Annotated in this window: 17 protein-coding genes; 10 read left to right on the top strand and 7 right to left on the bottom strand. The window is 70.6% G+C overall.

Annotation, left to right across the window (positions count from 1 at the left end):
- Positions 1–3: 3 nt before the first annotated feature.
- The 7 genes from ASC98_RS06855 (at position 4) to ASC98_RS06825 (ending at position 7,589) form a co-directional block, all read left to right on the top strand.
- Complete coding sequence (locus tag ASC98_RS06855; protein ID WP_056806513.1) at positions 4–915, top strand: NAD(P)-dependent oxidoreductase; 912 nt, start codon at positions 4–6, stop codon at positions 913–915.
- A gap of 41 nt (positions 916–956) precedes the next feature.
- Positions 957–2,273 carry an ABC transporter substrate-binding protein gene (locus ASC98_RS06850; protein WP_082542023.1) on the top strand — a complete coding sequence of 439 codons (1,317 nt, stop codon included), beginning with the start codon at positions 957–959 and terminating at the stop codon, positions 2,271–2,273.
- Complete coding sequence (locus tag ASC98_RS06845; protein ID WP_056806510.1) at positions 2,270–3,547, top strand: ABC transporter substrate-binding protein; 1,278 nt, start codon at positions 2,270–2,272, stop codon at positions 3,545–3,547. Before ASC98_RS06850 ends, ASC98_RS06845 begins: the two co-directional genes overlap by 4 nt.
- A 25-nt stretch (positions 3,548–3,572) precedes the next feature.
- On the top strand, positions 3,573–4,502 hold the full coding sequence (locus tag ASC98_RS06840; protein WP_056819822.1) for a branched-chain amino acid ABC transporter permease: 930 nt from the start codon (positions 3,573–3,575) through the stop codon (positions 4,500–4,502).
- 8 nt (positions 4,503–4,510) lie between these two features.
- Positions 4,511–5,257, top strand: a complete 747-nt coding sequence (locus ASC98_RS06835; protein ID WP_082542024.1) for an SDR family NAD(P)-dependent oxidoreductase — start codon at positions 4,511–4,513, stop codon at positions 5,255–5,257.
- A gap of 3 nt (positions 5,258–5,260) precedes the next feature.
- Entirely contained in the window at positions 5,261–6,073 is an 813-nt protein-coding gene (locus tag ASC98_RS06830; protein ID WP_056806502.1) for an SDR family NAD(P)-dependent oxidoreductase, read from the top strand.
- A 154-nt stretch (positions 6,074–6,227) separates the two neighbouring features.
- Entirely contained in the window at positions 6,228–7,589 is a 1,362-nt protein-coding gene (locus tag ASC98_RS06825) for a sigma 54-interacting transcriptional regulator (protein ID WP_056806500.1), read from the top strand.
- Here the strand turns inward: ASC98_RS06825 and ASC98_RS06820 are convergent.
- The 7 genes from ASC98_RS06820 to ASC98_RS31255 are packed head-to-tail and all read right to left on the bottom strand — an operon-like array spanning position 7,537 to position 16,365.
- Positions 7,537–8,328, bottom strand: a complete 792-nt coding sequence (locus ASC98_RS06820) for an amidohydrolase family protein (protein WP_056806496.1) — start codon at positions 8,326–8,328, stop codon at positions 7,537–7,539. The two genes, ASC98_RS06825 and ASC98_RS06820, sit on opposite strands and share 53 nt — an antisense overlap.
- 2 nt (positions 8,329–8,330) lie before the next feature.
- Positions 8,331–9,626: a peptidoglycan recognition family protein gene (locus tag ASC98_RS06815; protein WP_056806493.1), complete on the bottom strand. Its 1,296-nt coding sequence runs from the start codon at positions 9,624–9,626 to the stop codon at positions 8,331–8,333.
- 24 nt (positions 9,627–9,650) lie between these two features.
- A complete protein-coding gene (locus ASC98_RS06810) occupies positions 9,651–10,658 on the bottom strand; it encodes a hypothetical protein (RefSeq protein ID WP_056806489.1) in 1,008 nt (335 codons plus the stop codon).
- Entirely contained in the window at positions 10,655–11,725 is a 1,071-nt protein-coding gene (locus tag ASC98_RS06805) for an aminotransferase class I/II-fold pyridoxal phosphate-dependent enzyme (protein ID WP_056806487.1), read from the bottom strand. The genes ASC98_RS06810 and ASC98_RS06805 overlap by 4 nt, the downstream gene beginning before the upstream one ends.
- 12 nt (positions 11,726–11,737) lie before the next feature.
- Positions 11,738–13,825 (bottom strand): carboxypeptidase-like regulatory domain-containing protein, encoded by a 2,088-nt coding sequence (locus tag ASC98_RS06800; protein WP_056806484.1) that lies wholly within the window; start codon positions 13,823–13,825, stop codon positions 11,738–11,740.
- Positions 13,825–15,144 (bottom strand): hypothetical protein, encoded by a 1,320-nt coding sequence (locus tag ASC98_RS06795; RefSeq protein ID WP_056806481.1) that lies wholly within the window; start codon positions 15,142–15,144, stop codon positions 13,825–13,827. Before ASC98_RS06795 ends, ASC98_RS06800 begins: the two co-directional genes overlap by 1 nt.
- A gap of 6 nt (positions 15,145–15,150) precedes the next feature.
- Positions 15,151–16,365, bottom strand: a complete 1,215-nt coding sequence (locus ASC98_RS31255) for a hypothetical protein (protein ID WP_056806479.1) — start codon at positions 16,363–16,365, stop codon at positions 15,151–15,153.
- Between the two features lie 237 nt (positions 16,366–16,602).
- Here ASC98_RS31255 and ASC98_RS06785 point away from each other — a divergent pair, with 237 nt between their 5' ends.
- The 3 genes from ASC98_RS06785 (at position 16,603) to ASC98_RS06775 (ending at position 24,295) form a co-directional block, all read left to right on the top strand.
- Positions 16,603–17,457 (top strand): MurR/RpiR family transcriptional regulator, encoded by an 855-nt coding sequence (locus ASC98_RS06785; RefSeq protein WP_056806476.1) that lies wholly within the window; start codon positions 16,603–16,605, stop codon positions 17,455–17,457.
- A gap of 252 nt (positions 17,458–17,709) precedes the next feature.
- Positions 17,710–21,681 (top strand): Ig-like domain-containing protein, encoded by a 3,972-nt coding sequence (locus tag ASC98_RS06780; RefSeq protein WP_056806473.1) that lies wholly within the window; start codon positions 17,710–17,712, stop codon positions 21,679–21,681.
- 16 nt (positions 21,682–21,697) lie between these two features.
- Positions 21,698–24,295, top strand: a complete 2,598-nt coding sequence (locus tag ASC98_RS06775) for a PQQ-dependent sugar dehydrogenase (protein ID WP_056819818.1) — start codon at positions 21,698–21,700, stop codon at positions 24,293–24,295.
- Position 24,296 lies beyond the last annotated feature (1 nt).

The raw sequence follows: 24,296 nt of genomic DNA, 5'->3' as shown, positions 1-24,296 counted from the left end.
AACATGACTGCAACCAAGAACCCCCGCGTCGGCTTCATCGGCCTGGGCATGATGGGCCACGGGATGGCGAAGAACCTGCTCGCGAAGGGCTTCCCGGTCAGCTTCGTCGCGCACCGCAACCGCGCCAACCTGCAGGACCTGCTCGACGCCGGCGCGAGCGAGCAGCCGACGCGCGCCGCGGTGGCGGTCGCGAGCGACGTGGTGATCATTTGCGTCACCGGCTCGCCGCAGGTGGAAGAGATCGTCTACGGCACCGAGGGCCTGCTGACCGCCGCCGCGAAGGGGCTGACGGTGATCGACACGTCGACCGCCGAGCCGGCCTCGACCGCGCGCATCCGCGCCGACTTCGCGGCCCGCGGCGTCGCCTTCATCGACGCGCCGCTGGCCCGCACGCCGAAGGAAGCGGAAGAGGGCCGCCTGAACACGATGGTCGGTGCCGAGCAGGCCGACTTCGACCGCATCCGGCCGGTGCTCGCGGCCTTCTGCGAGAACATCTTCCATGTCGGCCCGCCGGGGCATGGCCATGTGCTGAAGCTGATCAACAACATGCTCGCGATGACGACTGCGGCGGCCATCGCCGAGGCCACGGCCACCGCGGCGAAGAGCGGGCTGTCGCTGCAGAAGCTGTTCGAGGTGATCTCGGCCGGCGGCGTCAATTCCGGCATCTTCCAGATGATGCTCGGCAAGACGCTGCAGGGCGACCTGGCCGGGCTGAAGTTCGCGATCGGCAATGCGCAGAAGGACCTGCGCTACTACACCCACCTGACCGAGATGCTGCCGACGACGAGCTTCCTCGCCGAGGCGGCGCACCAGACTTTCGTGCAGGCCGGCAACCTGGGACTCGGCGACAAGTTCATCGCGTCGCTGCTGGAGGCGCAGGAGAAGCTGAACAACGTGCAGATCATTCCGCGCTGACCTGTCTGCGCGGACCCACCACAACAACCCTGGAGACAAGCATGGACAAGTCGACGAAAGAAGTTCAGACGATCGATACCGGCAAGCGGACCTTGCTGAAGGCCGGCGCCGTGGCGGCCGCCGCGCCGGCCACGTTCTTCGGCCCGTGGGCGCACAACCGCGTCTGGGCGCAGGCGGCCACCGCGAAGCCGCTGGTCATCGGCCTCACGATGGACGCCTCGGGCCAGTACGGCGCGAGCGGCGGCGAAGAGCGCCTCGGCGCGATGATGGCGATCAAGGAGTTCAACGACAAGGGCGGCGTGCTGGGCCGGCGCATCGAGGCGCTGCACATGGACACCGAGACCACGCCGGCCTCGGGCTCGCGCATCGCCGAACGCATGATCACCCGCAACGAGGTGGCCTTCCTGGTCGGTGCGCTGCACTCCGGCGTGGCCAACGCGATCTCGCAGGTGGCGCAGAAGTACGGCACGATCTTCCTGAACACCAACTCCAGCTCGCCGACCGAGGCCGGCAAGGACTGCCACCGCGTCAAGTTCGTCTGGGACGGCAACGGCACGAACTTCGCGCATGCGATCGTCAAGAACGCGATCAAGGTGAACGGCAAGAACTGGGTGCTGCTTACCAACGACTATGTGTGGGGCCGCACCACGTCGGCCGCGACGCGCGCGATCGTCGAGGCCAACGGCGGCAAGATCGTCGACGAGCTGCTGGTGCCGCAGAACACCCGCGACTTCTCGTCGTACCTGCTGAAGCTGCAGCAGCTCAAGCCCAATGCGGTGGCCACCGCGATCGGCGGCGACGACATCAAGGCGCTGCGCCAGCAGGTGATCCAGCTGAACCTGCAGAAGAGCATGGCGTGGATCAACAACCAGCAGGACTGGCCCGACGTCTACGGCCTCGGCCCGGAATCGATCTTCGGCGTGTTCGGCACCACCTGGTACTACCGCCTCGACCTGCCGGGCGTGAAGGAGTTCGTCGCGGCCTACCAGAAGCAGTTCCCCGGCATGGCGATCAAGGTGCCGGGCAACGTCTATCACAACAGCTACATGGCGACGCGCGAGCTGCTGCGCTGCGTGGAGGAGGCCGGCACCACGCAGAACATCGCGGTGATCAAGAAGCTCGAAGGCCGCAAGATGCCGGCGCGCGACCGGCTGCAGCACTTCGATGCGTGGATGGACCCGGTGACCCACCAGGTGCAGCAGACCATCTACATGGCGAGCTACAACGAGACGCCGGCCGAGAAGGACGACATCTTCAAGATCCTGTCGAACGTGGATCCGAAGGAGGTCGTCGATGCGGACGCGCAGAAGACCTGCAAGCTGGAAAGCTACGACGCGACGCCTTCTTACCAGCAATGAACTCCGCTCGCAGGCGTGTGCTGGTGGGCGGCGTCGGTGCCGTCGCCGGCTTCAGCGGACCCTGGGCCCACCACCACGCGTGGGCCCAGGCGAAGCAGAAGAAGCCGTTGCTGATCGGCCTTGCCACCGACGACAGCGGCCCGTACGCGGCCAGCGGCCAGGACGAGCAGCTCGGCATGCGGCTGGCGATCGCCGAGTTCAACGAGCGCGGCGGCGTGCTCGGGCGGCGCATCGAGGCGACGCACGAGAACACCGCCGGCGACCCGGCGACGGCCGTCGGCGTGGCCGAGAAGATGATCCGCCAGCAGGAGGTGGCCTTCCTGCTCGGCGGCGTGCATTCGGGCGTCGCGAGCGCGATGTCGCGCGTCGCGCAGAAGTACGGCTGCATCTACTTCAACAGCAACTCCAGCTCGCCGAGCGAGGCCGGCGCCGAATGCCACCGCGTCAAGTTCGTCTGGGATGCGAACGGCACCAACTTCTCGATCTCGGTCGTGAAGGGCGCGATGACCGGCTTCGGCCGGCAGTGGGTGCTGGTCACCAGCGACTACCTGTGGGGCCACACGACGGCCAAGGGCATCCGCCGCATCGTCGAGGCCAACGGCGGGCAGGTCGTCGAGGAGATCCTGGTGCCGCAGGGCACGCGCGATTTCCAGCCGGTGCTCGCGAAGATCCGCGCGCTGAAGCCCGGCGTGGTGGCGACCGCGGTCGGCGGCGACGACCAGAAGACGCTGCGCCGGCAGGTGCAGGACGCCGGCATGGACCGCAGCGTCGGCTGGATCAACAACCAGCAGGACTGGCCGGACGTCTACGGCCTCGGGCGCCAGGCGCTGTTCGGCATCTTCGGCACCACCTGGTACTGGCGGCTCGCGCTGGCCGGCGTGCCGGAGTTCGTCGCGCGCTACCGCAAGGCCCTGCCGGAGTACCGGCTGAAGACGCCGGGCAACGTGTTCTTCAACGGCTACATGGCCACGCGCGAGCTGCTGCGCGCGATCCAGCGCACCGGCAGCACCAGCAACCTGAAGCTGATCCCCGAGCTGGAGGCGTTGCGCGTGCCGGCAACCGACCGGATGCAGCATTTCGACGCGTGGATGAACCCGCTCACGCACCAGCTGCAGCAGACGGTGTACGTGGCCGCCTACAACTCGATGCCGGACCAGCCCGACGACCTGTTCCGCATCCTCGCGCGGGTGCGCCCGGACGAGGTGCAGGACGCCGACAGCGCGCAGGCCTGCAAGCTCGAGCCGCTGGCGGCGACGCCTTCCTACGAACCCTGACCCACATTTCGAAGCGGATCCGACCATGGACATGCTGATCTCCCTCCTGCCCCACCTGGCCAACGGCATCACGCTGGGGCTGCTGTTCGCGCTGATCGCGCTCGGCTTCATGCTGATCGTCGGCGTGATGGAAACCATCAACCTGGCGCACGGTTCGCTGTTCGCGCTCGGCATGTACGTCGCGCTGTTCCTGCTGGCGCCCAAGCTCGGCTGGTTCCCCGAGGCGCAGGCCGCCTACATGGCGCTGCCGCTGGGCACGCGCTACGGCATCGCGCTGTTCGCCGCGCCGCTGGTGGTCGGGCTGGTCGGGCTGGTGCTCGAGGCCTGCCTGCGCCGCACCTACGGCCGCGACCCGCTGTACGGGCTGCTGCTCACGTTCGGCGCGGCGCTGCTGATCGAGGAGCTGATCCGCCTGGTGTGGGGCAGCAACGAGCAGCAGATGCCGCTGCCGCAGGCGATCTCGGGGGCGTTCCTGATGGGCGACCTGATCTATTCGCGCTACCGTGTGTTCGCCAGCGGCTTCGCGATCCTCGCGATCGCGGCGCTGTGGTTGTTCCTCGAACGCACGCCGTACGGCGCGATCATCAAGGCCGGCGCGCACGACAGCGAGATGGTGCGCGCGCTCGGCATCAACCTGTCGCGGCTGCGCTCGGCGGTGTTCGCGCTCGGCGTCGCGCTGGCGGCGCTGGCCGGTGTCGTGATGGCGCCGATCTGGGGCATCCGGCCGCAGGTCGGCGTCGACGCGGTGGTGCCGGCCTTCCTGATCATCGTGCTCGGCGGCGTCGGTTCGCTGTGGGGCGCGGTGATCGCCGGGTTGCTGGTCGGCCTGGTCACCGGTCTCACGGGGGCGTATGCCTCCGAATGGTCGCTGATGTCGATGTACCTGCTGTTCATCGGCGTCGTCACGTTCCGCTCGCGCGGGCTGTTTGGAAAGAAGAGCGTACTCGACACATGAGCGGACACATGAAAGCAACTCTTGAAGGCAAGGTCGCGCTGGTCACCGGTGCCGGCGGCACGATGGGCCGCGCGGTGGTCGACGCGCTGCGCGCCGATGGCTGCCGCGTCGCGATGATCGACCTGTCGCTCGCGTCGATGGAGTCGCTGGCGGCGCGCCACGGCGACGCGGTGCTGGCGGTGGCCTGCGACATCTCGCAGGCCGAGTCGGTGCGCGCGGCGCATGCGCAGGTGCGCGAACGCTTCGGCGAGGTCGACATCCTGGTCAACAACGCCGGCGTGCTGTCGAACAACAAGATCGAGGCCACGTCGATCGCCGAATGGCACCGCGTGCTCGGCGCCAACCTGGACGGCGCGATGCTGTGGTCGCAGGCGGTGGTGCCGGCGATGAAGGCGCGGCGCTGGGGCCGCATCATCAACACCAGCTCGCTGGCCGCGAAGACCGGCGGGCTGACGGCCGGCACCGCGTATTCGGTGTCGAAGGGCGCGATGAGCGCGCTGACCTTCTCGCTGGCGCGCGAGCTGGCGGCACACGGCGTCACCGCGAACGCGATCGCGCCGGCCTACGTGCGCACGCCGATGGTGACCGAGCAGCTGAACGAGGCGCAGCGGCAGGCGCTGCTGCAGCAGATCCCGGTCGGCCGCTTCTGCGAGCCGGAGGAGTTCGCGCATGCGGTGAGCTTTCTCGCGTCGCCGCTGTCGGGCTTCATCACCGGCGAGGTGCTGGACCAGAACGGCGGCCTGCTGATGGACTGAACGATGAGCGACGCACCGACGAAACTTGGGCTGGCCGACCTGTTCGGCCTGAAGGACCGCGTGGCCTACGTGCCGGGCGGCTATGGGGGAATCGGCGAGGCGATCGCGCGGGCGCTGGTGGGGGCCGGCGCCCGTGTCGCGGTGTCGGGGCGCAGTGCCGACAAGGCCGAAAGCCTGGCCGCCTCGTTGCGTGCGCAGGGCGGCGAGGCGATGGGGCTCGCGATGGACGCGCATTCGGTCGACAGCGTGCGCGAATCGGTCGATGCGGTCGCGCGGCATTTCGGCGCGCTCGACCTGCTGGTCAACTGCATCGGCATCCAGCGCGAGGAGCGAATCACCGAGGTCAGCGAGGACGCGTTCGACGAGGTGGTGCAGGTCAACCTGAAGGCCGCGATGTTCCTCGCGCAGGCGGCAGCGCGGCACCAGGTCGACGCAGTGGCCGCGGGCCGCGCGCCGGGGCGGCAGCTGCACCTGCTGTCGGTGCGGGCGCAGCTCGGCATGCGCGACCGCGGCTATTCGGCGTATTGCGCGACCAAGGGCGCGCTGGTGATGCTGATCAAGCAGCATGCGGTGGAGCTGTCGGCGCACGGCATCACGGTGAACGGCATCGCGCCGACGGTGGTGCGCGGCGAGATGGGCGCGCACTGGCTGGCCAACCCGGCGACGCGCGATCACATCCTGCAGCGCATTCCGCTCGGCCGCGTCGCCGAGCCGGTGGACGTGGCGGGCGCCGCGGTGTTCTTCTGCGGGCCCGGTGCGGCCTTCGTGACGGGGCAGGTGCTCTACCTGGACGGCGGTCTGACGGCGACGCAGTGAGGGCCGTCGTCAATCGAGAGGATGCGCCGCGCGTGTTTCCGCCTAGGGTTAGGGGTGGCGAGGTGCCCTGCGCCACCTAGACTGGTCTGCAGGCGATGGGGAACCGAACGCCCATCGTTGGAGCGGACTGATCTTGCTGCGGCCAGGGGGGAACTTGGCGCCATCGACCTGGATCGCCTTCACCGGGTCGTGCGACGCCGGTCTTCCCGAACGCTGTGGCCCGCTGCTGGCACGCGCCGGTGTCGCGGCGTGTGCGTTGACACCCGATGACAGCTCGACGCTGGGCCTGGTGCTGTTCGGCGCCGTCGACGACGAATTGCTCGCGCTGCTGCAGCGGCACGGCGAGCGCGCATCGGTGCTCGCGATCGGCGTCGGCCCCGCGGCCTTGTCCAGCGCGGCGCAGTGGAGCCTGGTCCAGGCCGGCGCGCGCGACGTGCTGCAGTGGCCGCAATTGCCGCCCACGGCCGACGAGATCGGCGCGCGCCTGCAGCGCTGGGCGCGCGCCGATGCCCTGCTCGATTCGCCGGCGGTCGCGTCCTGCCTGGTCGGCAGCAGCCCGGCGTGGCGGCGCGCGATGCGCAGCGTGATCGAGGCCACGGCCTTCACCTCGTCGTCGGTGCTGATCACCGGCGAAAGCGGCACCGGCAAGGAGCTGATCGCGCGGCTGATCCACGACCTCGACCCGCGCCCCGACAAGGGCGAGTTCGTCGTCGTCGACTGCACGACGCTGTCGCCCGAGCTGTCGGGCAGCGAGTTCTTCGGCCATGAGCGCGGCGCCTTCACCGGCGCGGCCGGCTCGCGCGAGGGCGCGTTCGCGCTGGCGCACCGCGGCACGCTGTTCCTTGACGAAGTGGGCGAGCTGGCGCCGGAGCTGCAGGCGCGGCTGCTGCGCGTCGTGCAGGAGCACCAGTTCAAGCGCCTGGGCAGCAACACCTGGCAGCGCAGCGAGCTGCGGCTGGTCTCGGCCACCCACCGCGACCTGGAGCGCGGCATCGCCGACGGCAGCTTCCGCGCCGACTTCTACTACCGCATCGCCGGCTGGCAGTGCCGCACGCTGCCGCTGCGCCAGCGCAGGGACGACGTGCTGCCGCTGGTGCTGCACTTCATGCGCGAGCTGCTGCCGCCGCAGGCCGAGCTGGCGCTCGACCCGGCGGTGCGCGAGTTCCTGGTGACGCGCGACTACCCCGGCAACGTGCGCGACCTGCGCCAGCTGGTCACGCGGATCTGCCACCGCCATTGCGGCAGCGGGCCGATCACGGTCGGCGACATCCCGCCGGAAGACCATGCGGCCCCCGGCGCGCCGCCGCTGTGGCCGGACAACAGCTTCCGCTCGGCAGTGCGTTCCGCGGTGCAGCTGGGCATCGGCATGAAGGACATCAGCCAGCGCGCCACCGACCTGGCGGTGGAGATGGCGCTGGAGTGCGAAGGCGGCAACCTGCAGCGCGCCGCGGCGCGGCTGGGCGTCACCGACCGTGCATTGCAGATCCGGCGGGCCAGCCAGCGGGCGCCTGTGTGAGCGCGCGGCGCCGTGCACGCGCGGTCAGGCGCAGCAGGTTGCCGCCGGTGACCAGGGCCTCGTCCTGCGCCGACAGGCCGAGCGCGCGCACCTTTGCCAGCTCGACGCCGGGGTGCAGCCACGGGCCGTCGCTGCCGAACAGCAGCTTGTGCGGGCCGGCGCGCCGCACCGCCTCGGCCAGGATGTCGAAACGCCGCACGCCGGCGGTGTCGGCATGGATGTTGGCGTGGCGCACCAGCGGGTCGATCAGCGCGCGCTGCGCGCGCCAGTCGTCGGCGAAGCTGCCCAGGTGCGGCACGATGAAGTTCACGTCCGGGAACTCCTGCGCCAGCAGCTCGGCCTGTGCCACCTCGCCGACCACGTCGTAGAGCACCGGCAGCGCGTGCGCGCGTGCCGCCTCGCAGACCTCGCGCGAGATGTTGGCGTCGTGGCGGTGCAGCTTGATGCCGACGAAGCCGTGCTCGTCGACACCGGTGCGCACCAGCTCGCCGACGCGCCCGCGGTCGCGCGCCGCGTGCACGAAGACGAAGCCGAGCCAGCGCTGCGGCTGCGCGGCGACGATGCGCGCGACCTCGGCGTTGGCCTGCGCATAGTCGGAGTGGAAGGCCGCGAAGATCACGGTGCGCCCGATGCCGGCCTGCGTGGCGCGCCGCGCGTAGTCGCGCAAGGGCGCGCCGCTGTCCCACGGACCGGTGAAGCCGTCGCCGGGGCCGGCGTGGCAGTGGCAGTCGATGATCATGGTCAGGCCGGCGCGATGTGCTCGAACTCCCAGCGGGTGTTCTCCGGCAGCACGAGCTGGCCGGACGGCATCTTGCTGTCGATGCGCGTGCCCCCGGATCGGCTTTGCTTCAGCGCCGGTGTCAACAGCGCGCGCAACTGCTGCGGCAACACGTTCGTGATCTCGACGCGTCCTCGTGTTTTCGAGGGCACGTACGGCAGCGGCGGGCCGGTCAGTTCGCCGGCGCGGCGCAGCAGGCGCGCCAGCGCGTACTCGACCATCCGGACGACGCCAGCCACGCCGTACTTGTCGCGGTGCCCGTAGACCCTCGCGAGGTAGAAGCTCAAGCCCGGATGGGCCGCGTTCATGGCCTTGTATTCCCTGTTGCGCATGCGTCGCGCAAAGGTGTCGGCCATGCCGACCTTGAGGATCTTGATCTTGCCGCTGGGCGGCGGCGGCTGGAAGGCGATGTAGACGCCGCCATAGCTTTCGAACTCGCTGCCTTTGGCGATGATGTCGCCGTGGCGGTACGCCTGCGGTATCCAGTTCAGCGTCGCGGTCAGCGGTCCGAACACGACGGTCTTGCTGTTGCTCTCCAGTTCGCCCAGCTCCCCGGACTCGGCCTCCTTGGACGGCGCACTGCGCCCCCAGGTCCGCCACAGGTCGGGGATCGGATTGCCGTTGTCGACCTTGAAGCCCGGCCCGCCGTCGCCCAGCTTCAGCGTGTCGACCGCCCACTGCCCCACGTGGTACCAGATGTCGGGCCCGGGGTCGTTCTCGCGCGACGCGCTGCTCTGGCGGTGCGCCAGCACCGTGCGCAGCCCGATCTTCGCCACCAGGTGGCGCACCAGGCGGCGGCCGGCCTCCAGCTGCGCCGGCGTGACCTGGTCGCGGCCGTACTTGTCGCCCTCCCACCACTTGCCCTTGGTGTTCGGGAAGTTGCCGGCGAACTCGACCGCGACGCTGCCATGGTTGAAGCCGTTGCTGGCCCACAGCAGCGCGGCCTCGGGGTGCAGCTGCAGGATGCGGCCGTCGACCATGATCGCGAAGTGCGACCCGATCTTCAGGTAGTCGGTCAGCGCGTTCCTGCGGCTGCGGCAGCACGCCATCTGGTGCAGCACCAGCGCCTTCACCTGCGCGGCCGGTCGCATGCCGTGGCGCAGGCTCTTGTCGGCCTTGTCGGTCAGGTCGATGATGCCGGCGCTGCCGCCCACCGCATCGGCCAGCTTGCCGGCGATCTGGCCGATGCGGCTGCCGATGCCGCCGATCACGTCGCCCAGGCCCCATTCGCCGAGGATCTCGAATTCATGCGTGTCCATGTGGGTCTCCCGGTGAAAGCCTGATCAGACGCCGTGCAGCACCAGCGCCGCGCCGCGCCGCGTCCAGCGGCCGCCCAGGGGCCGGCCCGGCAGGGCGCGGCCGCTGAAGTGCGGCAGGTGCTGCTGCGCGGCGGCGGCCACCGCGGCTTCGAACTCGGCCGGTGCCGTGCTGTCGGTGGCCTGCTGCGCCGCGGTGCCGGCGATGCGCACGAAGCGGCGTGCCATCTCGAACTCGCGGTCCTCCAGTTCCAGGCCCTCGAACTCCATCTCCAGCGCCGAGCTCACCGCGCTGCCCAGCGCCGTGCCGAGCGCGGTGCCGACCCCCGGGATCGGGATCAGCGACCCGAGCGCACCGCCGACGAAGGGCAGCGCCTTCTTGGCCACTGCCTTCAGCACGCCCGAGAAGGGCTTGGCGATCTTGCTGACGGTACCGGCCACCTTCTTGACGCCTTTCCACAGCTTGCCGAGGAACTGTTCCAGCTCGGCCTCGCTGGACACCGACAGCAGTTCGGCCGCGAGCGCGATCTCCTCGGCCTCGCTGAACGGCGAGCCGGCCTCGCCTTCGCCTTCGTATTCGAACTCGCCTTCGTACTCGCCTTCACCTTCGCCTTCGCCCTCGGCGGCGAACTCGAAGCTCTCCTGGGCGCCGCCACATTGCGGGCAACGGCAACGGTAAGGGTGCATGGTCATCTCCTCGCTGGGGGCATCGGGGGCCGGCCCGGGGCCCGGGTCGGCGGCAGGAACGGGTTCGGGCACCGCATACGGCGACGCCAGGCATTGCTGCATGCAGCGCTGGTAGGGCGAGCCGGGGCCGCCCCAGGCCGGCCACGGCGCGGGCCCGTAGGCCGGGCCATAGCCTCCCCAGGACGACGAGCGCGATGACGGCCGAGGCGGCGATCGCCGCTGCGACGGTGGGCGGCGGCGCTGCGAGCCGCCGGAGCGGCCGCCGCGCCAGCCGCGTTCGAACTCTTCGGACGCGGTCTCGAATTCGTTGCCGGTGGACAGCAACTCGAAGGATGTCGTGGGATTCATGAAGCCTCCGCAATGAAGGGGTGGAACGGGCGCCGCAGCGCTGCCAGGGCCTGCACCAGCGCCTGCACGGCGCGCTCGATGCAGGCCGCGGTGTGTGCCGCGGTGATCACGAAACTCAGCCGCGCCTGCGCCGGCACGCCGTCGGCATGCAGCACGGTGCGCACCTGGTGCTGCAGCAGTGCGGCATGCAGCGCCGGCATGTCGACACCGGGCAGCGGCGCGAGCGACTGCACCGGGAAAGCGCCGCCGCTGCAGCGCAGGCGCAGCGCGGCGAGCTGGTGGCGGAACTGCCGCACGCGCTGCAGCAGCCGCGCGCGCAGCGTGTCGCCGCAGCGGCGGTTCAGCGCCAGCGCATGGCGCGCCGACTCGATCGCCGCCAGCGACGGCGGGCTGGCATGCACGCGCGTCTGGCTGCGCGCCTCGAACCAGCGCAGCGCCGCGGCGCTGCCGGACAGCACCGCCAGCGGCACGCCGAAGCCCTTGGCGAGCGATGCGCCGACGACCACCGGCGCGCCCTCGATGGCGTGCCGGCGCAGCGAGCCGCCGCCCGCACGGCCGAGCACGCCGAGCGCCTGCGTGTCGTCCAGCACCAGGCAGCCGCCATGGCGTGCGGCCGTCGCGGCATAGCGGGCGATCGGCGACTGCCGCTCGCGGCCGGGACGGAAGCCGTCGCAGACGATCAGCAGCCGCTGCCCTGCGCCGGCAACCGCGGCGGCCAGGCGCTCCAGGCCGTCGGCATCCGCCGCCGCGAAGCCGCGCACCGCCGCGCCGCGTGCCGCGGCGCGCTCGATGCCCCAGCGCGCGATGGCGTAGGTGCCGGCCTCGACGCAGATCACCGTGCCCGGCCGCGCCAGCAGCCCGAACAGGTCCCAGAACAGGTGCAGCGTCGACGGCAGCAGCGTGGCCGCCTCGCAGCCCTGCAGCGCCGCCAGCTCGCGCGCCAGCGCGGCGGCCCCCGGCGGTGACTGCAGCGCGGCGGGCCGCCCCAGGCTGAGGGCCGCCCATGGCCGGCCGCTGCCGAGCGGGTGGCGCAGCCCCAGGTACAGGACCGACGTGAAGTCGAGCATGGCCGCGGCCCCTCAGGCGTTGCGCTGCTGCTGGGCCAGCCGGCGCTGCATCAGCAGCGAGGGCAGGGTGGCATCGGCGCTCGGGTCGAAGGTCTCGCTGCCCAGGTCGATGCCGGTGGCCGCGCGGTAGGCGTGGATGTAGCCCTGCACCTGCGGCCGCCAGAAGCGCGCCCAGTTGAAGGCCTGCGTCGGCTCGTAGACCTCGCTCCAGGCGCCGAAGCGGATCGACAGCATCATCTGCTCGCCGAAGATCGCCAGGTTGCGGAAGTGCACGACGCTGGTGTCGGTCCAGCCCTGCAGCTTCTTCATCGCGTCGACGCGGTCCATCCACGGCTCGGGGTAGGCCACCATGATCCGGCTCGGCAGGAACTCGCGGAACTCCGGGCGGCCGAGCAGCCACTGCTGCATCAGCATCTCGATGCGCGCGGTCGTCGCCAGCTCGCCGAAGTTGTTGTGCGCACCCTGCGACATCACCAGGTGCACCTCCTTCAGCGCGTTCAGCACCGGGAAGGCATCGGCCTTCACCGTGGTGTCGTCGTCCTGCCGGTAGAACACCGTCAGCAGGCGCAGCAGGTGGTGGAAGCCTTCGAGGAACTGCGAGCGCGAGTCGGCGGTGCGGTAGTCCTTCACCGCCTTGCCGCGCAGGCGCAGGCCGTACTGGTGGTCGTACTCGGCGTTGCGGCGGTTCACGGTGAGCCGGTGCTGCTCGTCCTGCGTGTAGCCCCACAGCAGGCTGTTCAGCGGGCGCAGCGGGTCGATCTCGAGGTTGGCCAGCGGGTCGGGCGTGTTCGGCGCGCCGCGGTTCTGGAAGCGCCGCGTCACCGCGTTCATGGTCTGCACCAGCATCGCCTCTTCATGCCAGTACGACCAGATCAGCTCCACCAGGCAGGGGTTGGCCAGCTTGTCGTGCACGAAGCCGACGGCCAGGTTGGCGCCGTCGGGGCTGCCCTCGATGATCGGGATGTCGGGCAGCTTGCGTGCCACCAGCGCCAGGTAGGGCAGGATGCCGCCGGGCCGCTCGAGGTAGCCGTCGAAGCTTGCGCGCAGGTCGTCGAAGGCCGGCAGGTCGCGCCGGTCCAGGTAGGCGTTGTCGTGGCGCGGGCGGAACGCCTTGTCGTGCTCGCCACCTTGCAGCACGCCGCAGTTGACCATCACGAAGGCCTCGGTCGCGGCCTTCAGCACGCGGTACGAGTCGCTGTCGTTGAAGGGCAGGAAGCGCTTCAGCTGCAGCTTGTCGAAGGCCTCGCGCTCGGCGTCGAAGCCGTGGCCGCCGTGGCCGTTGCCGTTGCCACCGCCGTGGCGCGGGCCGTGGCGCTGGCCGCCGAACAGCACGTCCATGAAGCGCAGGTAGTGGTTGAAGCCGAGCGCATCGGTGCCGTTGCGGATGGCCAGCCACAGTGGCAGGTCTTCGGTCGGCTCGGTCTCGGTGCGGCTGAGCGCGATGCCGAGCTGGCCCGAGACCGGCTGCGCCGGCACCGGCGCGACGTGGCCTTCCTGCGACAGCGTCAGCACGGCCGGCGGCTGCCCGGCGGCGATGCCCTGCGCCTGCGAGTGCACCGCCCACTGGAAGTCGAAGCGGCCGGCGCGCGTCGCGGGCGTCGTGAACGTCGCGGCGCTGGCGTCCTTCGACATCGTGGTCGAGCCGTGGGGCGGCACGGTGTGCAGCTTGTTGTCGCTGACGTGGCTGACCGTGGCCTTCAGGTGGTCGCCGACCTGCGGCGCGCGGCAGTCCAGGTCTTCGCAGTCGCGCGACAGCCAGTGCGTCTCCAGCTGGGCGTTGATCTCCGGCTCCAGGCACTGCGTGCAGGCGCCGTCGTCGCCGACCGTGAAGCTCGCCGAGTAGTGCAGCGGGTGGTGCAGGAAGCCGAGCTTGTAGGTGCCCGGCGCGACGCCGTCGAAGCGCAGCCTGCCGTCGTCGTCGCTGTGCTTGCGCTGCAGCGCCGGCATGTCGGGCAGCGTCGTGCCGCCGGTGAGGGCGCTGGCGTCGAACAGGCCGACCTGGGCCCGGGCGATCGGGCGCTGCGCGCCGCCGGCGTCGCGCACGCGGACCTCGACCGAGGCCCGCCGATCGTGATCATGGTCGTGATGGTGCTTGCTCATCAGGTTTCTCCTTCGGTGAAAGTGAAGCTGCGGCCCTGCGCCGCGGCGCAGGCTTGCGAGGTGTCCAGCGTGCTGGCGAGCGCCCAGTGCGTGAGCAGCTTGCCCAGCAGCGCCGATTCGTCCTCGGGGCTCAGCCGGCCGTCGCTGCGCGCCTGGCCGATGACCGCGAAGACGAGCGAGGGCGGCGCCCGGTACATCAGCGCCGGCAGCCGGGTCCACAGCCCGAACAGCAGCGCGAGCCGCGTCGGTCGCCGCTCGGCCACGTCCAGCACCTGGGCCAGCGTGCGGCCGCGCAGCGCCGCGGGGCGGTGCTGCACCAGCACGCTGACGAAGGCCGGCATCAGCGCCTGCAGGCGCTGCAGCAGGCGCAGCGATTCGGCGTCCAGCCCGTGCGTCGGGTAGAAGGCCTCCCACATCGCGGCCAGCCGCGCCCATTGCGGATGCGGGTACAGCGCGTCGCCCATCGCGCAGCTGAGCTTCACGCGCAGCCACGGCACCGGGTGCGGGTCGTCGACGTTGATGCGGAAGACGAAGGCGCGCGGCAGGCTGACCACGGCCATCAGCCCGGTCGGTGCCGCCACGCCGATGCGCGCGACCGACCAGAAGTCGGCCACGATCTCGCTGATCCAGCGTTCGTACAGCCGCCAGGCCACCGCGCCGTCGCCGGCGCCGTGCTGCAGCCCGCGCAGCACCGGCCGCAGCGAGTCGACGAGGCCGAGCAGCGCGGCGGCCTGGTGGCCGACCTCGTGCACCAGCGACGACGCGATGCCGCTGCCGATCATGCGTTCGCGCGGCATGCGGATCACCGCCACCGGGCTCGCGCCGCCGCCGGGCAGACGGGTGCGCGCACGGCGGATCGCCGCGCCGGGGCCGCGGTCGAGGTAGCAGACCACCGGCGGCGCGCGGTAGTAGCCGCCGCGCAGCGCGAGCGCATCGGCCGACAGCACGTCCAGACCCGACAGCCAGACGCCGCTCTCGCTCTCGCTGCGCTGCGTGACGACGTCGCTGAACAGGTCGAACTGCGTCAGCACGGCGTTGAACTTGAGCCGCAGGTAGGCGAAGCGGCGTTGCGCCTCGGCCGCGCTGGCGCGTTGTGCGGCACTGCCGGCGAGCCAGCCCATGAAACCGTGGACGAGGCGGCGCAGCTCGCGCCGGCCGGCGGTCAGGTGGCCTTCGATCGCGCTCTGCGCGGCGGGCAGCAGGTTGGCCGCGGGCAGCATCGGCTCCACCAGCGCGAACGGCTTGACCCGCGCCAGCCGCGTCAGCAGCGCGCGCGATTCCTGCATCAGGAACCAGGCGGGATAGGCACCGATGGCCATGGCGGTTCAGGCGCCGAAGACGACGATGCGGTTGCCGCGGCGCACCCAGCGGCCGCTGGTGGCTGCGCCCGGGCGGGCCGCAGCGGCCTGCGCGGGCGAGGCGGTGGCAGCGGCTGCGGAGAGCAGGCCCGGCGCGAGCTGCTTGGCCGCGGCGACGGCGGCCTGTTGCGCGACGGTGCGCGGATCGGCGCCGGGCGCTGCCGCGGCGGCTTGCGCGGCCGTCTGCGCGGCCAGGCGCACGAACTGCTTGGCGCCTTCGAACTCGCGGTCTTCGCCGGCCATCTCGCCTTCCAGGCCGAGCGCATTGCTGGCGGCGTTGGCGAGGCCACTGCCGATCTTTGCGCCCAGCGGGCCGCCGAAGTAGGTGCCGATCGCCGTGCCGGCCAGCGGCAGCGCCTTCTTGGCCACGCCCTTCAGCACGCCGCCGACGGCCTGGCCGATCGGCGAGCGCGCGAACGAGCCGACGGCCTTGGTGGCGCGGCTGACGAGGTCGCCGAGGAAGCGGTCGAGCTCGCCTTCGTTGGACACCGACAGCAGCTCGCCGGCCAGCTCCATCTCCTCGGCCTCGCTGAAGGCGCCGCCGGCCTCCGGGGACCACTCGTTCTCTGCGAATTCGAACTGCTCGTTCTCGTACTCCATCTGGGTGCGGTCGATGTCGTGCATGGTCGGCTCCTGGTTGAGGGGGGGTGAGGAAAGAAGGCCGGGGGCGTGGTGGCGCGCGGCCCGTGCCAGCGCGTGCTGCGCAGAGCGCTGCGGCGACGCGCCGGCGGGTGAGGTGGCGAGGTGGCGCACCGCATCGGCGGCCAGGCGCACGAAGTTGCGGGCCAGCTCGAACTCCTTGTCCTCGGGGCTGAGGCCTTCGAGTTCGAGGCCGGCGACGCGGGTCGCGGCGGCGAGGTGGCGGCTGCTGCGCGGGCCTGCCGCGGCGGGCAGCGCGCGGGCGGCGGCTTGCGCCAGCGCGCCCTGCAGCGCCTGGGCCGCGGCGGGGGCGATGCCGCTGCCGAGCTGGCGCGAGGTGCGGGCGATCAACTGCCCGAGCGAGGCGGCCAGCGCGGGCGCGGTGCGTGCTTCCAGCAGCTGCGCTGCGAGCTCGAGCACCTGCCCTTCGTTGAAGACGCCGGCCGAGGTCGACGTGCGCCTGGCGACGGTGGCCAGCGGACCCGGCAGGGTGCCGTCCGAGGCCTCGGTCTCGGGGCTGTATTCGACCAGTGGATGCGTCATGAGGCGGTGCTCCTTGACGCTTCTTTTGCAACCGCCGTGCCACGGCGGGCGCGCGGTGCTTCACCTGGGGAGAGGGCGTGCGGACGCCGAAACGCGATTCGGATTGCAGGGCGGCGGGGGCGTGGCGGGCGAACCTCGTTTCGCGGCTCGCCGCGGCACCGCAACCCGGGGGGGCGGATTGAACGAATGTGGTGAGTGCGAGGCCGGAAAAACGTTTGTTCATGATAAGTTTCATGGATGACCCGGGCCACCAGCTATGACGAATTGAAGGCTGCCATCGAGCAGGCCTACCCCGAGCTGCCGCAGCAGCTGCAGCGCATCGCGCGCTATGCGCTGGACCAGCCGAACGAGCTGGCGCTGGGCACGGTGGCAGCGGTGGCCGAATCGGCGAAGGTGCAGCCGTCGTCGCTGATCCGCTTCGCGAATGCGCTGGAGTTCAAGGGCTTCTCCGAGATGCAGCAGGTGTTCCGCGGGCACCTGGTCGAGCGATCGGGCAGCTACCGCGAGCGCATCGACCGGCAGCGCCGCCAGGGCCAGCCGGCGACCAAGGGGGCGGGGCTGCTGAGCCAGTTCGTCGGCGATGCGGTGTCGGAGCTCGGCCAGCTCGAGGAGAGCGTGCGCGCGGCCGACCTCAGCGCCGCGATCAAGCTGGTGTGCGCCGCGCCGCGCGTGCATGTGCTGGCGCAGCGGCGCGCCTTTCCGGTCGCCTGCTACCTCGCGTATGCGCTGAGCCAGCTCGACCTGCGGGTGCACCTGCTCGACGGCGTGGGCGGCATGCTGCAGGAATCGCTGCGCAACCTGGAGCGTGGCGAGCTGCTGATCGCGGCCAGCTTCCACAGCTACTCGCAGGAGGTCGTCGACGCAGCCGCATCGGTGCACGCACGCGGCGTGCGCGTGATCGCGATCACCGACAGCGCGCTGTCGCCGCTGAAGCCGTCGGCGACGGTCTGCTTCGAGCTCGGCTTGGCCTCCGACCGCCCGTTCCGCTCGCTGGTCGCGCCGCTGTGCCTGTCGCAGGCGCTGGTGGTGGGGGCAGGGCATCAGTTGGCGGAGGCGGGGAAGGTCGCGAAGGGCCGCAACCGTTCGAGTTGAACTCCAACCCGTTCGGGCCGAGCCACCCCCGTTCGGGCTGAGCTTGTCGAAGCCTGGCGGCATGCGAACAGCCCTTCGACAAGCTCAGGGCGAACGGTGAAGGCTCCCGCCCCCGATTGACACCCCTCCCCCTGGCTGATATAAGAACAAATGTTCTTTGATATTGCAGTGTAGAACGTTCATTCAACAAACGTTCCGCGCCGCATCCGCAGCACCGGACCACCGGCGCGCGGCCACTGATGGAGACAAACGATGTTCAAGCACCTTCGGCGCGCGCGTTGGGCTGCGCGCATTCTTCGTGTCGTCCGGACGCTGCCGATCGCCGCCACGCTGTGCGCGGCCGGCATCGCAAGCGCCGCCGGGCCGGGCCTGCCCAACCTCACCTACAGCGCCTCCGAGGTCTTCAAGCCGATCTCGGTCATCCACAGTGCCGTAGGCGGCAGCGCCCGCGGCGAGGGCACGGTGCAGATGGTCGAAGGCTACCTGTTCGTGCCGTTCGGCAAGGACTCCGGCGTGTCGGGCGGCGGCTTCTCGTTCTACGACATCTCGAACCCGCGCTCGCCGGTCAAGGTGTCGCAGACCGACGTGACCGCGCTGCGCGAGCCGCACGGCTTCGGCTTCGCCAACGGCGGCAAGCATGCGGTGATGCAGACCATCAACGGCATCATGTTCTGGGACTTCACCAACCCGCTCGCGCCGGTGCAGCTCAGCCAGCTGGTGCTGCCGGGCATCCAGGAGTCCGACTACGCGCTCGGCGCCTGGTGGGCGTTCTGGCAGGCGCCCTACGTCTACGTCGGCGGTTCGGGCAACGGGCTGCTGATCGTCAACGCCGCCGACCCGCGCAACCCGGTTTACGTGAAGACCATCCCGACCAGCACCTGGGGCGGCTTCCGCGTCGGCCCGACCTTCGCGGTCGGCAACCTGCTGGCGATGACCAGCACCGACGGCAGCGGCCTGGTGACGCTCGACATCAGCGACCCGGTCAACCCGCGCCTGATCGGCTCCAGCTCGACGACGCCCGGCCAGTACAGCGGCATCGTCAACGGCGAGCGCATCGTCACCGCCGGCACCGACAACAAGCTGCATGTGTTCGACATCAGCAACCCGGCCGTCTTCACGCAGACCGCGGTGTCGGCCGACCAGGGCGGCAAGGGCGGCTACGTCTCGGTGCAGGGCGGCTACGCCCACTCGGGCTTCTCGGTCAAGTACGCGAAGGTCGACCTCGCGAGCGGCGCCACCGCCGGCACCGGCACCTCCAACATCTCGGGCCGCGACGAGGACTTCGGCACGGTGTTCGGCAACCTCGTGCTGATCGGCAACGACCACGGCTCGGGCAGCGCCATCGTGCCGCACCAGGCCGCGCCGTGGACGCAGACGCCGAGCGTCAACATGGTCTCGCCGAAGAACAACGCGGCCAGCATGCCGGTGACGAGCCGCGTGGGCCTCACCACCACCGCGCACATCGACCTGCGCACCGTGTCGACCACCAGCTTCATCGTGCGCCCGGTCGGCGGCTCGGCGCTGCCCGGCCGCTACAGCGGGCAGTCCGGCGTGCTGAACTTCGCGCCCGATGCGCCGTTCTTCCCCGGCACCACCTACGAGGTGGTGGTGCCCGCCGGCGGCATGAAGGACGACAACGGCAATGGCGTGGCCGCCTTCACGTCGCGCTTCACGACCGCCGGCAGTGCCGCGGTGGCCTGCACGCTCGCGCCGCGCAGCGCCGCGCTGGTCGGCAGCAGCCAGTCGTTCGCGCCGGCCTCGACCAGCGGCAGCAACCTGCAGTACTCGTGGAGCTTCGGCGACGGCAGCAGCACCGCGTTCTCGACCACGCCGTCGGCCACGCACAGCTACGCCGCGCCGCGCCACTACCCGGTGATCCTGTCGGTGCGCAGCGGCACGCAAACGAGCACCTGCTCGGCCAACCAGACCATCCACACCGCGCCGACCGCGAACGCGCCGCGCAGCACCGGCACCATCGCCTACGACGCCGGCCGCAGCCGCGTGTGGGTCGTCAACTCCGACAGCAACACCGTCAGCGCGATCAACACCGCGAACAACACCCGGGCGCTGGAGGTCGGCGTCGGCACCAACCCGCAGACGCTGGCCTTCGCGCCCGACGGCCGGCTGTGGGTCGCCAACTTCGGTTCGGGCGACATCAGCATCCTCGACCCGGCCAGCGGCGGCATCGTGCAGTCGATCGCGCTCGGCAACGGCTCGCGGCCGTTCGGCATCGTCTTCAATCCGGCCGGCACCGCGGCCTACGTGTCGCTGTCGGGCTCGCAGGGCGTCGTCAAGCTGCACCCGACGACCGGCGCGGTCCAGGCCACGCTGTCGCTCGGCGCGGTGCCGCGCGGCATCGCGATCAGCGGCGATTCGTCGCGCGTGCTCGTCACCCGCTACCTGTCGCCGGCCACGCGCGGCGAGGTGATCGAGGTGAATGCAGGGCTGACCGCCGTCACCCGCACCTTCGCGCTGGCGACTGACCCTGGGCCCGACACCGAGGCCAGCGGCCGCGGCGTGCCGAACTTCATCACGTCGATCGCGATCCAGCCCGACGGCCAGCGCGCCTGGATCCCGTCGAAGAAGGACAACACGCTGCGCGGCACGTTCCGCGACGGCCAGGCGCTGACCTTCGAGAGCACGGTGCGCACCATCGTCTCGCAGATCGCGCTGGACACCAACGCCGAGGTGCTGGCCGACCGCATCGACCTGAACGACCGCGAGCTCGCGAACGCGGTGGTGTTCAGCCCGCTCGGCGACTACGCGTTCGTCTCGACGCAGGGCACCAACCAGATCGAGGTGGTCGACGCCTACACGCGCCAGATCAGCACCGGCATCGTCAACGTCGGCCGCGCGCCGCGCGGGATGCTGCTGACGCCGAACGGCCGGCTGTACGTGCAGAACTTCATGTCGCGCAACGTCGGCGTGTACGACGTGAACGGCATCCTGAACGCGACCAGCAACGTCGCGAGCAAGATCGTCGACGTGGCGGCGGTCTCGTCGGAGCCGCTGTCGGCGCAGGTGTTCCAGGGCAAGCAGATCTTCTACAACGCCGACGACCGGCGCATGAACCGCGACAAGTACATCTCGTGCGCCAGCTGCCACCAGGACGGCGGGCACGACGGCCGCGTGATGGACTTCACCGACCGCGGCGAGGGCCTGCGCAACACCACGGTGCTGAACGGCCGGCGCGGCACCGGCCAGGGCCGGGTGCACTGGAGCGCGAACTTCGACGAGATCCAGGACTTCGAGCACGACATGCGCAACGCGTTCGGCGGCACCGGCTTCATGACCGATGCGCAGTTCAACACCGGCACGCGCAACCAGCCGCTGGGCAACCCGAAGGCGGGCGTCAGCGCCGAGCTCGACGCGCTGGCGGCCTACGTCAGCTCGCTCGCCACGGTCGGCCCGAGCCCGTACCGCAATGCCGACGGCACGCTGACCGCTGACGGCGTCGCCGGCCAGGCGATCTTCAAGGGCGCGGGCCAGTGCAGCAGCTGCCACTCGGGCGCCGACTTCACCGACAGCGCGACCGGCGTGCTGCATGACGTGGGCACGATCAAGGCGTCGTCGGGCAAGCGCCTCGGCGGGCCGCTGACCGGCATCGACACGCCGACGCTGCGCGGCGTGTGGGACAGCGCGCCCTACCTGCACGACGGCTCGGCCGCGACGCTGCTGGACGTGCTGACCACCGCCAACACCGCCGGCCTGCACGGCGCCGCGAGCAGCCTGACGGCGGCGCAGCGCACGCAGCTGGTGAGCTACCTGCTGCAGCTCGACGACAGCACCGACGGCGCGGCCGGTGTCGTGCTGAGCAACCTGTCGGTGCAGGACACCGCGAACGCCGGCGGCTGGGCGCTGGCGTCGAACCTGCAGGCCGGCAACCTGCAGTACGGCGACCGCACCTACACCGTCACCAGCGTGCCGGCGGCATTGGCCGGATCGACCTGGCTGCGCACCGCGAACCTCTCGCGCGCCTTCACCGGCGCGACGCTCGCGAGCTTCACGATCAGCCAGGCGGCCGACGTGTACGTCGGCATCGACAACCGCACGAGCGCGCCGTCGTGGATGAGCGGCTGGACCAACTCCGGACTGCAGATCGTCAACAGCGAATCGCCGGGGCGGACCTTCGTGCTGTACCGCAAGAACTTCCCGGCCGGGACGGTGTCGCTCGGGCCGCTGAACAACACCGGCGTGAGCATGTATTCCGTCATCGTCAAGTGAACCTCAGGAGCCCTCCATGAAGCTTCTCACCCGACTGCGTCGCCTGTGCGGCGGCCTTGCCGCCGGCGCGCTGATCGCCAGCCCCGCGCTGGCCGCGAGCGTGCCGACCGGTTTCGTCGACGCGCAGGTCGCCACCGGCCTGACCAGCCCGACCTCGATGGCGGTGATGCCCGACGGTCGCGTGCTGGTCGTGCAGCAGAACGGCATCGTGCGCATCATCAAGAACGACGCGATGCTGGCGGCGAACTTCCACGCCTTCGCCAACGTCGATTCGACCAACGAGCGCGGCTGCCTCGGCGTCGTGCCCGATCCTGCCTTCGCCACCAACCACTACGTCTACTTCTACTGCTCGACGGTGGTCGGCAGCGTGTCGCGCAACCGCGTGGTCCGCGTCACCGAAGCGGCCGACACCGTGGTGGCCGGCAGCGAGCGGGTGATCTTCGAGCTGCCCGACATCCCGAGCGCGACCAAGTGGCACATGGGCGGCGCGATGCGCTTCGGCACCGACGGCAAGCTGTACATCGCGGTCGGCAACCACGAAGACAACCCGCAGCCGGTGGCCACGTCGAACTCGCAGAACCTGGCGAGCGCCTTCGGCAAGGTGCTGCGCATCAACGCCGACGGCACCATCCCGTCGGACAACCCGTTCTTCAGCAATGCGAGCGCCTACAAGGCCAACTACATGCTGGGCTTCCGCAACCCGTTCGTGCTCGACATCCAGCCGACCACCGGCGCGATCGTGATCGGCGATGTCGGCCAGGGCAGCTGGGAAGAGATCAACCGCGGCCAGGCCGGCGGCAACTACGGCTGGCCGGCGGTCGAGGGCACTGGCACCAACGCGTCGTACCTCAACCCGATCTACGCCTACTCGCACTCGGTCGGCTGCTCGATCACCGGCACGCAGTTCTACAACCCGGCGACGGCGCGCTTCCCGGCCAGCTACGTCGGCCAGCTGTTCTTCGCCGACTTCTGCAACGGCACGATCAAGTCGCTGAGCCTCGCGTCGCCGACGGTGATCAACAACTTCGCGAGCGGCATCGGCAACCCGACCAACATCGGCGTGTCGCCGAGCGGTGCGATGTACTACCTGGCGCGCAACCAGGGCACCGGCACGCCGGCGCCGGGGGCGGGCACCGTCGGCAAGATCAGCTACACCGGCAGCCAGGCGCCGGCCATCACCGCGCAGCCACAGAGCATCACGGTGTACGTCGGAACCGCCGCGACCTTCAGCGTCGGCGCCGATGGCGCGACCAGCTACCAGTGGCAGCGCAACGGCGCGAACATCTCGGGCGCGACGGCCAGCAGCTACACGCTCGCGACGACCACCGTCAACGACTCCGGCGCGACGTTCCGCGCGGTGGTGACGAACGCGTCGGGCAGCGTCACGTCGAACGACGCGACGCTGACGGTCACGACCAACCGCGCGCCGACCGCGACCATCGTCGCGCCGGCGGCCGGCGCGGGCTTCTCGACCGGCGACGTGATCTCGTACTCCGGCAGCGGCGGCGACCCGGAAGACGGCAACCTGCCGGCGAGCGCGTTCACCTGGAAGGTCGATTTCCAGCACGACTCGCACGCGCATTCGTTCGTGACGCCGGTCAGCGGCGCGACCAACGGCAGCTTCACGGTGCCTGACTTCGAGGCGACCGAGGCCAACATGTGGCTGCGCATCACGCTGACGGTGCGCGATTCGTCCGGTGCCACCGCGAGCGCGACGCGCGACATCATTCCGCGCACCCCCGTCAGCCAGTTGCCGGTGGTCGGCACGCCGGCCAATGGCTGGGGGCCGTACGAGGTGGACCGCAGCAACGGCGAGCAGGGCGCGGCCGACGGCAAGCCAATGGTGCTGGCCGGCGTGCCGTACCCGCGCGGGCTGGGCGTGCATGCGCCGTCGGACATCACGTTCGCGCTGAACGGCAACTGCTCGGGGCACTTCCTGTCCGACCTGGCGATCGACGGCGAGGTCGGCAACAACGGCTCGGTGGTGTTCCAGGTCTGGCTGGACGGCGCGCTGGCCTACGACAGCGGCGTGACCCGCGCCGGCGACCTGCGCAAGAAGGCCGACGTCAGCGTGGCCGGCAAGAACCAGTTGCGGCTGGTCGTCACCGACGGCGGCGATGGCAAGGGCTCGGACCATGCCGACTGGGGCGGCGCGCGCGTGACAGGCTGCGCCACGACGCCGCCGGTGGCGGTGGTCGGCAACCTGCTGGTGTCCGACGGCAGCAATTCGGCGGCCTGGTCGATCCTGGCCAACCTGCAGGTCGGCAACACCGTCTACGGCGACCGCGCGTTCACCGTCGCGAGCCTGCCGGCCGCGGTGACCGGTGGCAGCTGGGTCCGCACCGCGAACGCGTCGAAGTCGTACACCGGCACGCCGCTCGCGACCTTCTCGCTGAGCGCGGCGGCGGATGTCTACCTGGCGTTCGACAACCGCGGTGCGCTGCCGTCGTGGGTGGACAGCAGCTGGGTCGACACCGGGAGCGACCTGACGACCTCGGAGGGTGGCACGGCCCGCGCGTTCAGCATCTTCAAGAAGCGCTTGAACGCCGGCACGGTGACGCTGGGGCCGCTGAACAACGCCGGCATCAGCATGTACCTGGTGATCGTGAAATAGC

Source organism: Rhizobacter sp. Root1238 (assembly GCF_001425825.1).
In the GTDB taxonomy this organism is placed as follows: Bacteria; Pseudomonadota; Gammaproteobacteria; order Burkholderiales; family Burkholderiaceae_C; genus Rhizobacter.
The sequence above is the reverse complement of the archived record's forward strand: the minus strand, read 5'-3'. Positions and strand labels throughout refer to the sequence as shown.

Bases quoted from the DNA above. Each gene is read 5' to 3' on its own strand.
- ASC98_RS06850 (WP_082542023.1), top strand. From the start codon at position 957: ATGGACAAGTCGACGAAAGAAGTTCAGACGATCGATACCGGCAAGCGG.
- ASC98_RS06810 (WP_056806489.1), bottom strand. From the start codon at position 10,658: ATGAATCCCACGACATCCTTCGAGTTGCTGTCCACCGGCAACGAATTC.
- ASC98_RS06775 (WP_056819818.1), top strand. From the start codon at position 21,698: ATGAAGCTTCTCACCCGACTGCGTCGCCTGTGCGGCGGCCTTGCCGCC.
- ASC98_RS06845 (WP_056806510.1), top strand. From the start codon at position 2,270: ATGAACTCCGCTCGCAGGCGTGTGCTGGTGGGCGGCGTCGGTGCCGTC.
- ASC98_RS06780 (WP_056806473.1), top strand. From the start codon at position 17,710: ATGTTCAAGCACCTTCGGCGCGCGCGTTGGGCTGCGCGCATTCTTCGT.
- ASC98_RS06820 (WP_056806496.1), bottom strand. From the start codon at position 8,328: ATGATCATCGACTGCCACTGCCACGCCGGCCCCGGCGACGGCTTCACC.
- ASC98_RS06785 (WP_056806476.1), top strand. From the start codon at position 16,603: ATGACCCGGGCCACCAGCTATGACGAATTGAAGGCTGCCATCGAGCAG.
- ASC98_RS06840 (WP_056819822.1), top strand. From the start codon at position 3,573: ATGGACATGCTGATCTCCCTCCTGCCCCACCTGGCCAACGGCATCACG.
- ASC98_RS06805 (WP_056806487.1), bottom strand. From the start codon at position 11,725: ATGCTCGACTTCACGTCGGTCCTGTACCTGGGGCTGCGCCACCCGCTC.
- ASC98_RS06855 (WP_056806513.1), top strand. From the start codon at position 4: ATGACTGCAACCAAGAACCCCCGCGTCGGCTTCATCGGCCTGGGCATG.
- ASC98_RS06830 (WP_056806502.1), top strand. From the start codon at position 5,261: ATGAGCGACGCACCGACGAAACTTGGGCTGGCCGACCTGTTCGGCCTG.
- ASC98_RS06815 (WP_056806493.1), bottom strand. From the start codon at position 9,626: ATGGACACGCATGAATTCGAGATCCTCGGCGAATGGGGCCTGGGCGAC.
- ASC98_RS31255 (WP_056806479.1), bottom strand. From the start codon at position 16,365: ATGACGCATCCACTGGTCGAATACAGCCCCGAGACCGAGGCCTCGGAC.
- ASC98_RS06795 (WP_056806481.1), bottom strand. From the start codon at position 15,144: ATGGCCATCGGTGCCTATCCCGCCTGGTTCCTGATGCAGGAATCGCGC.
- ASC98_RS06800 (WP_056806484.1), bottom strand. From the start codon at position 13,825: ATGAGCAAGCACCATCACGACCATGATCACGATCGGCGGGCCTCGGTC.
- ASC98_RS06835 (WP_082542024.1), top strand. From the start codon at position 4,511: ATGAAAGCAACTCTTGAAGGCAAGGTCGCGCTGGTCACCGGTGCCGGC.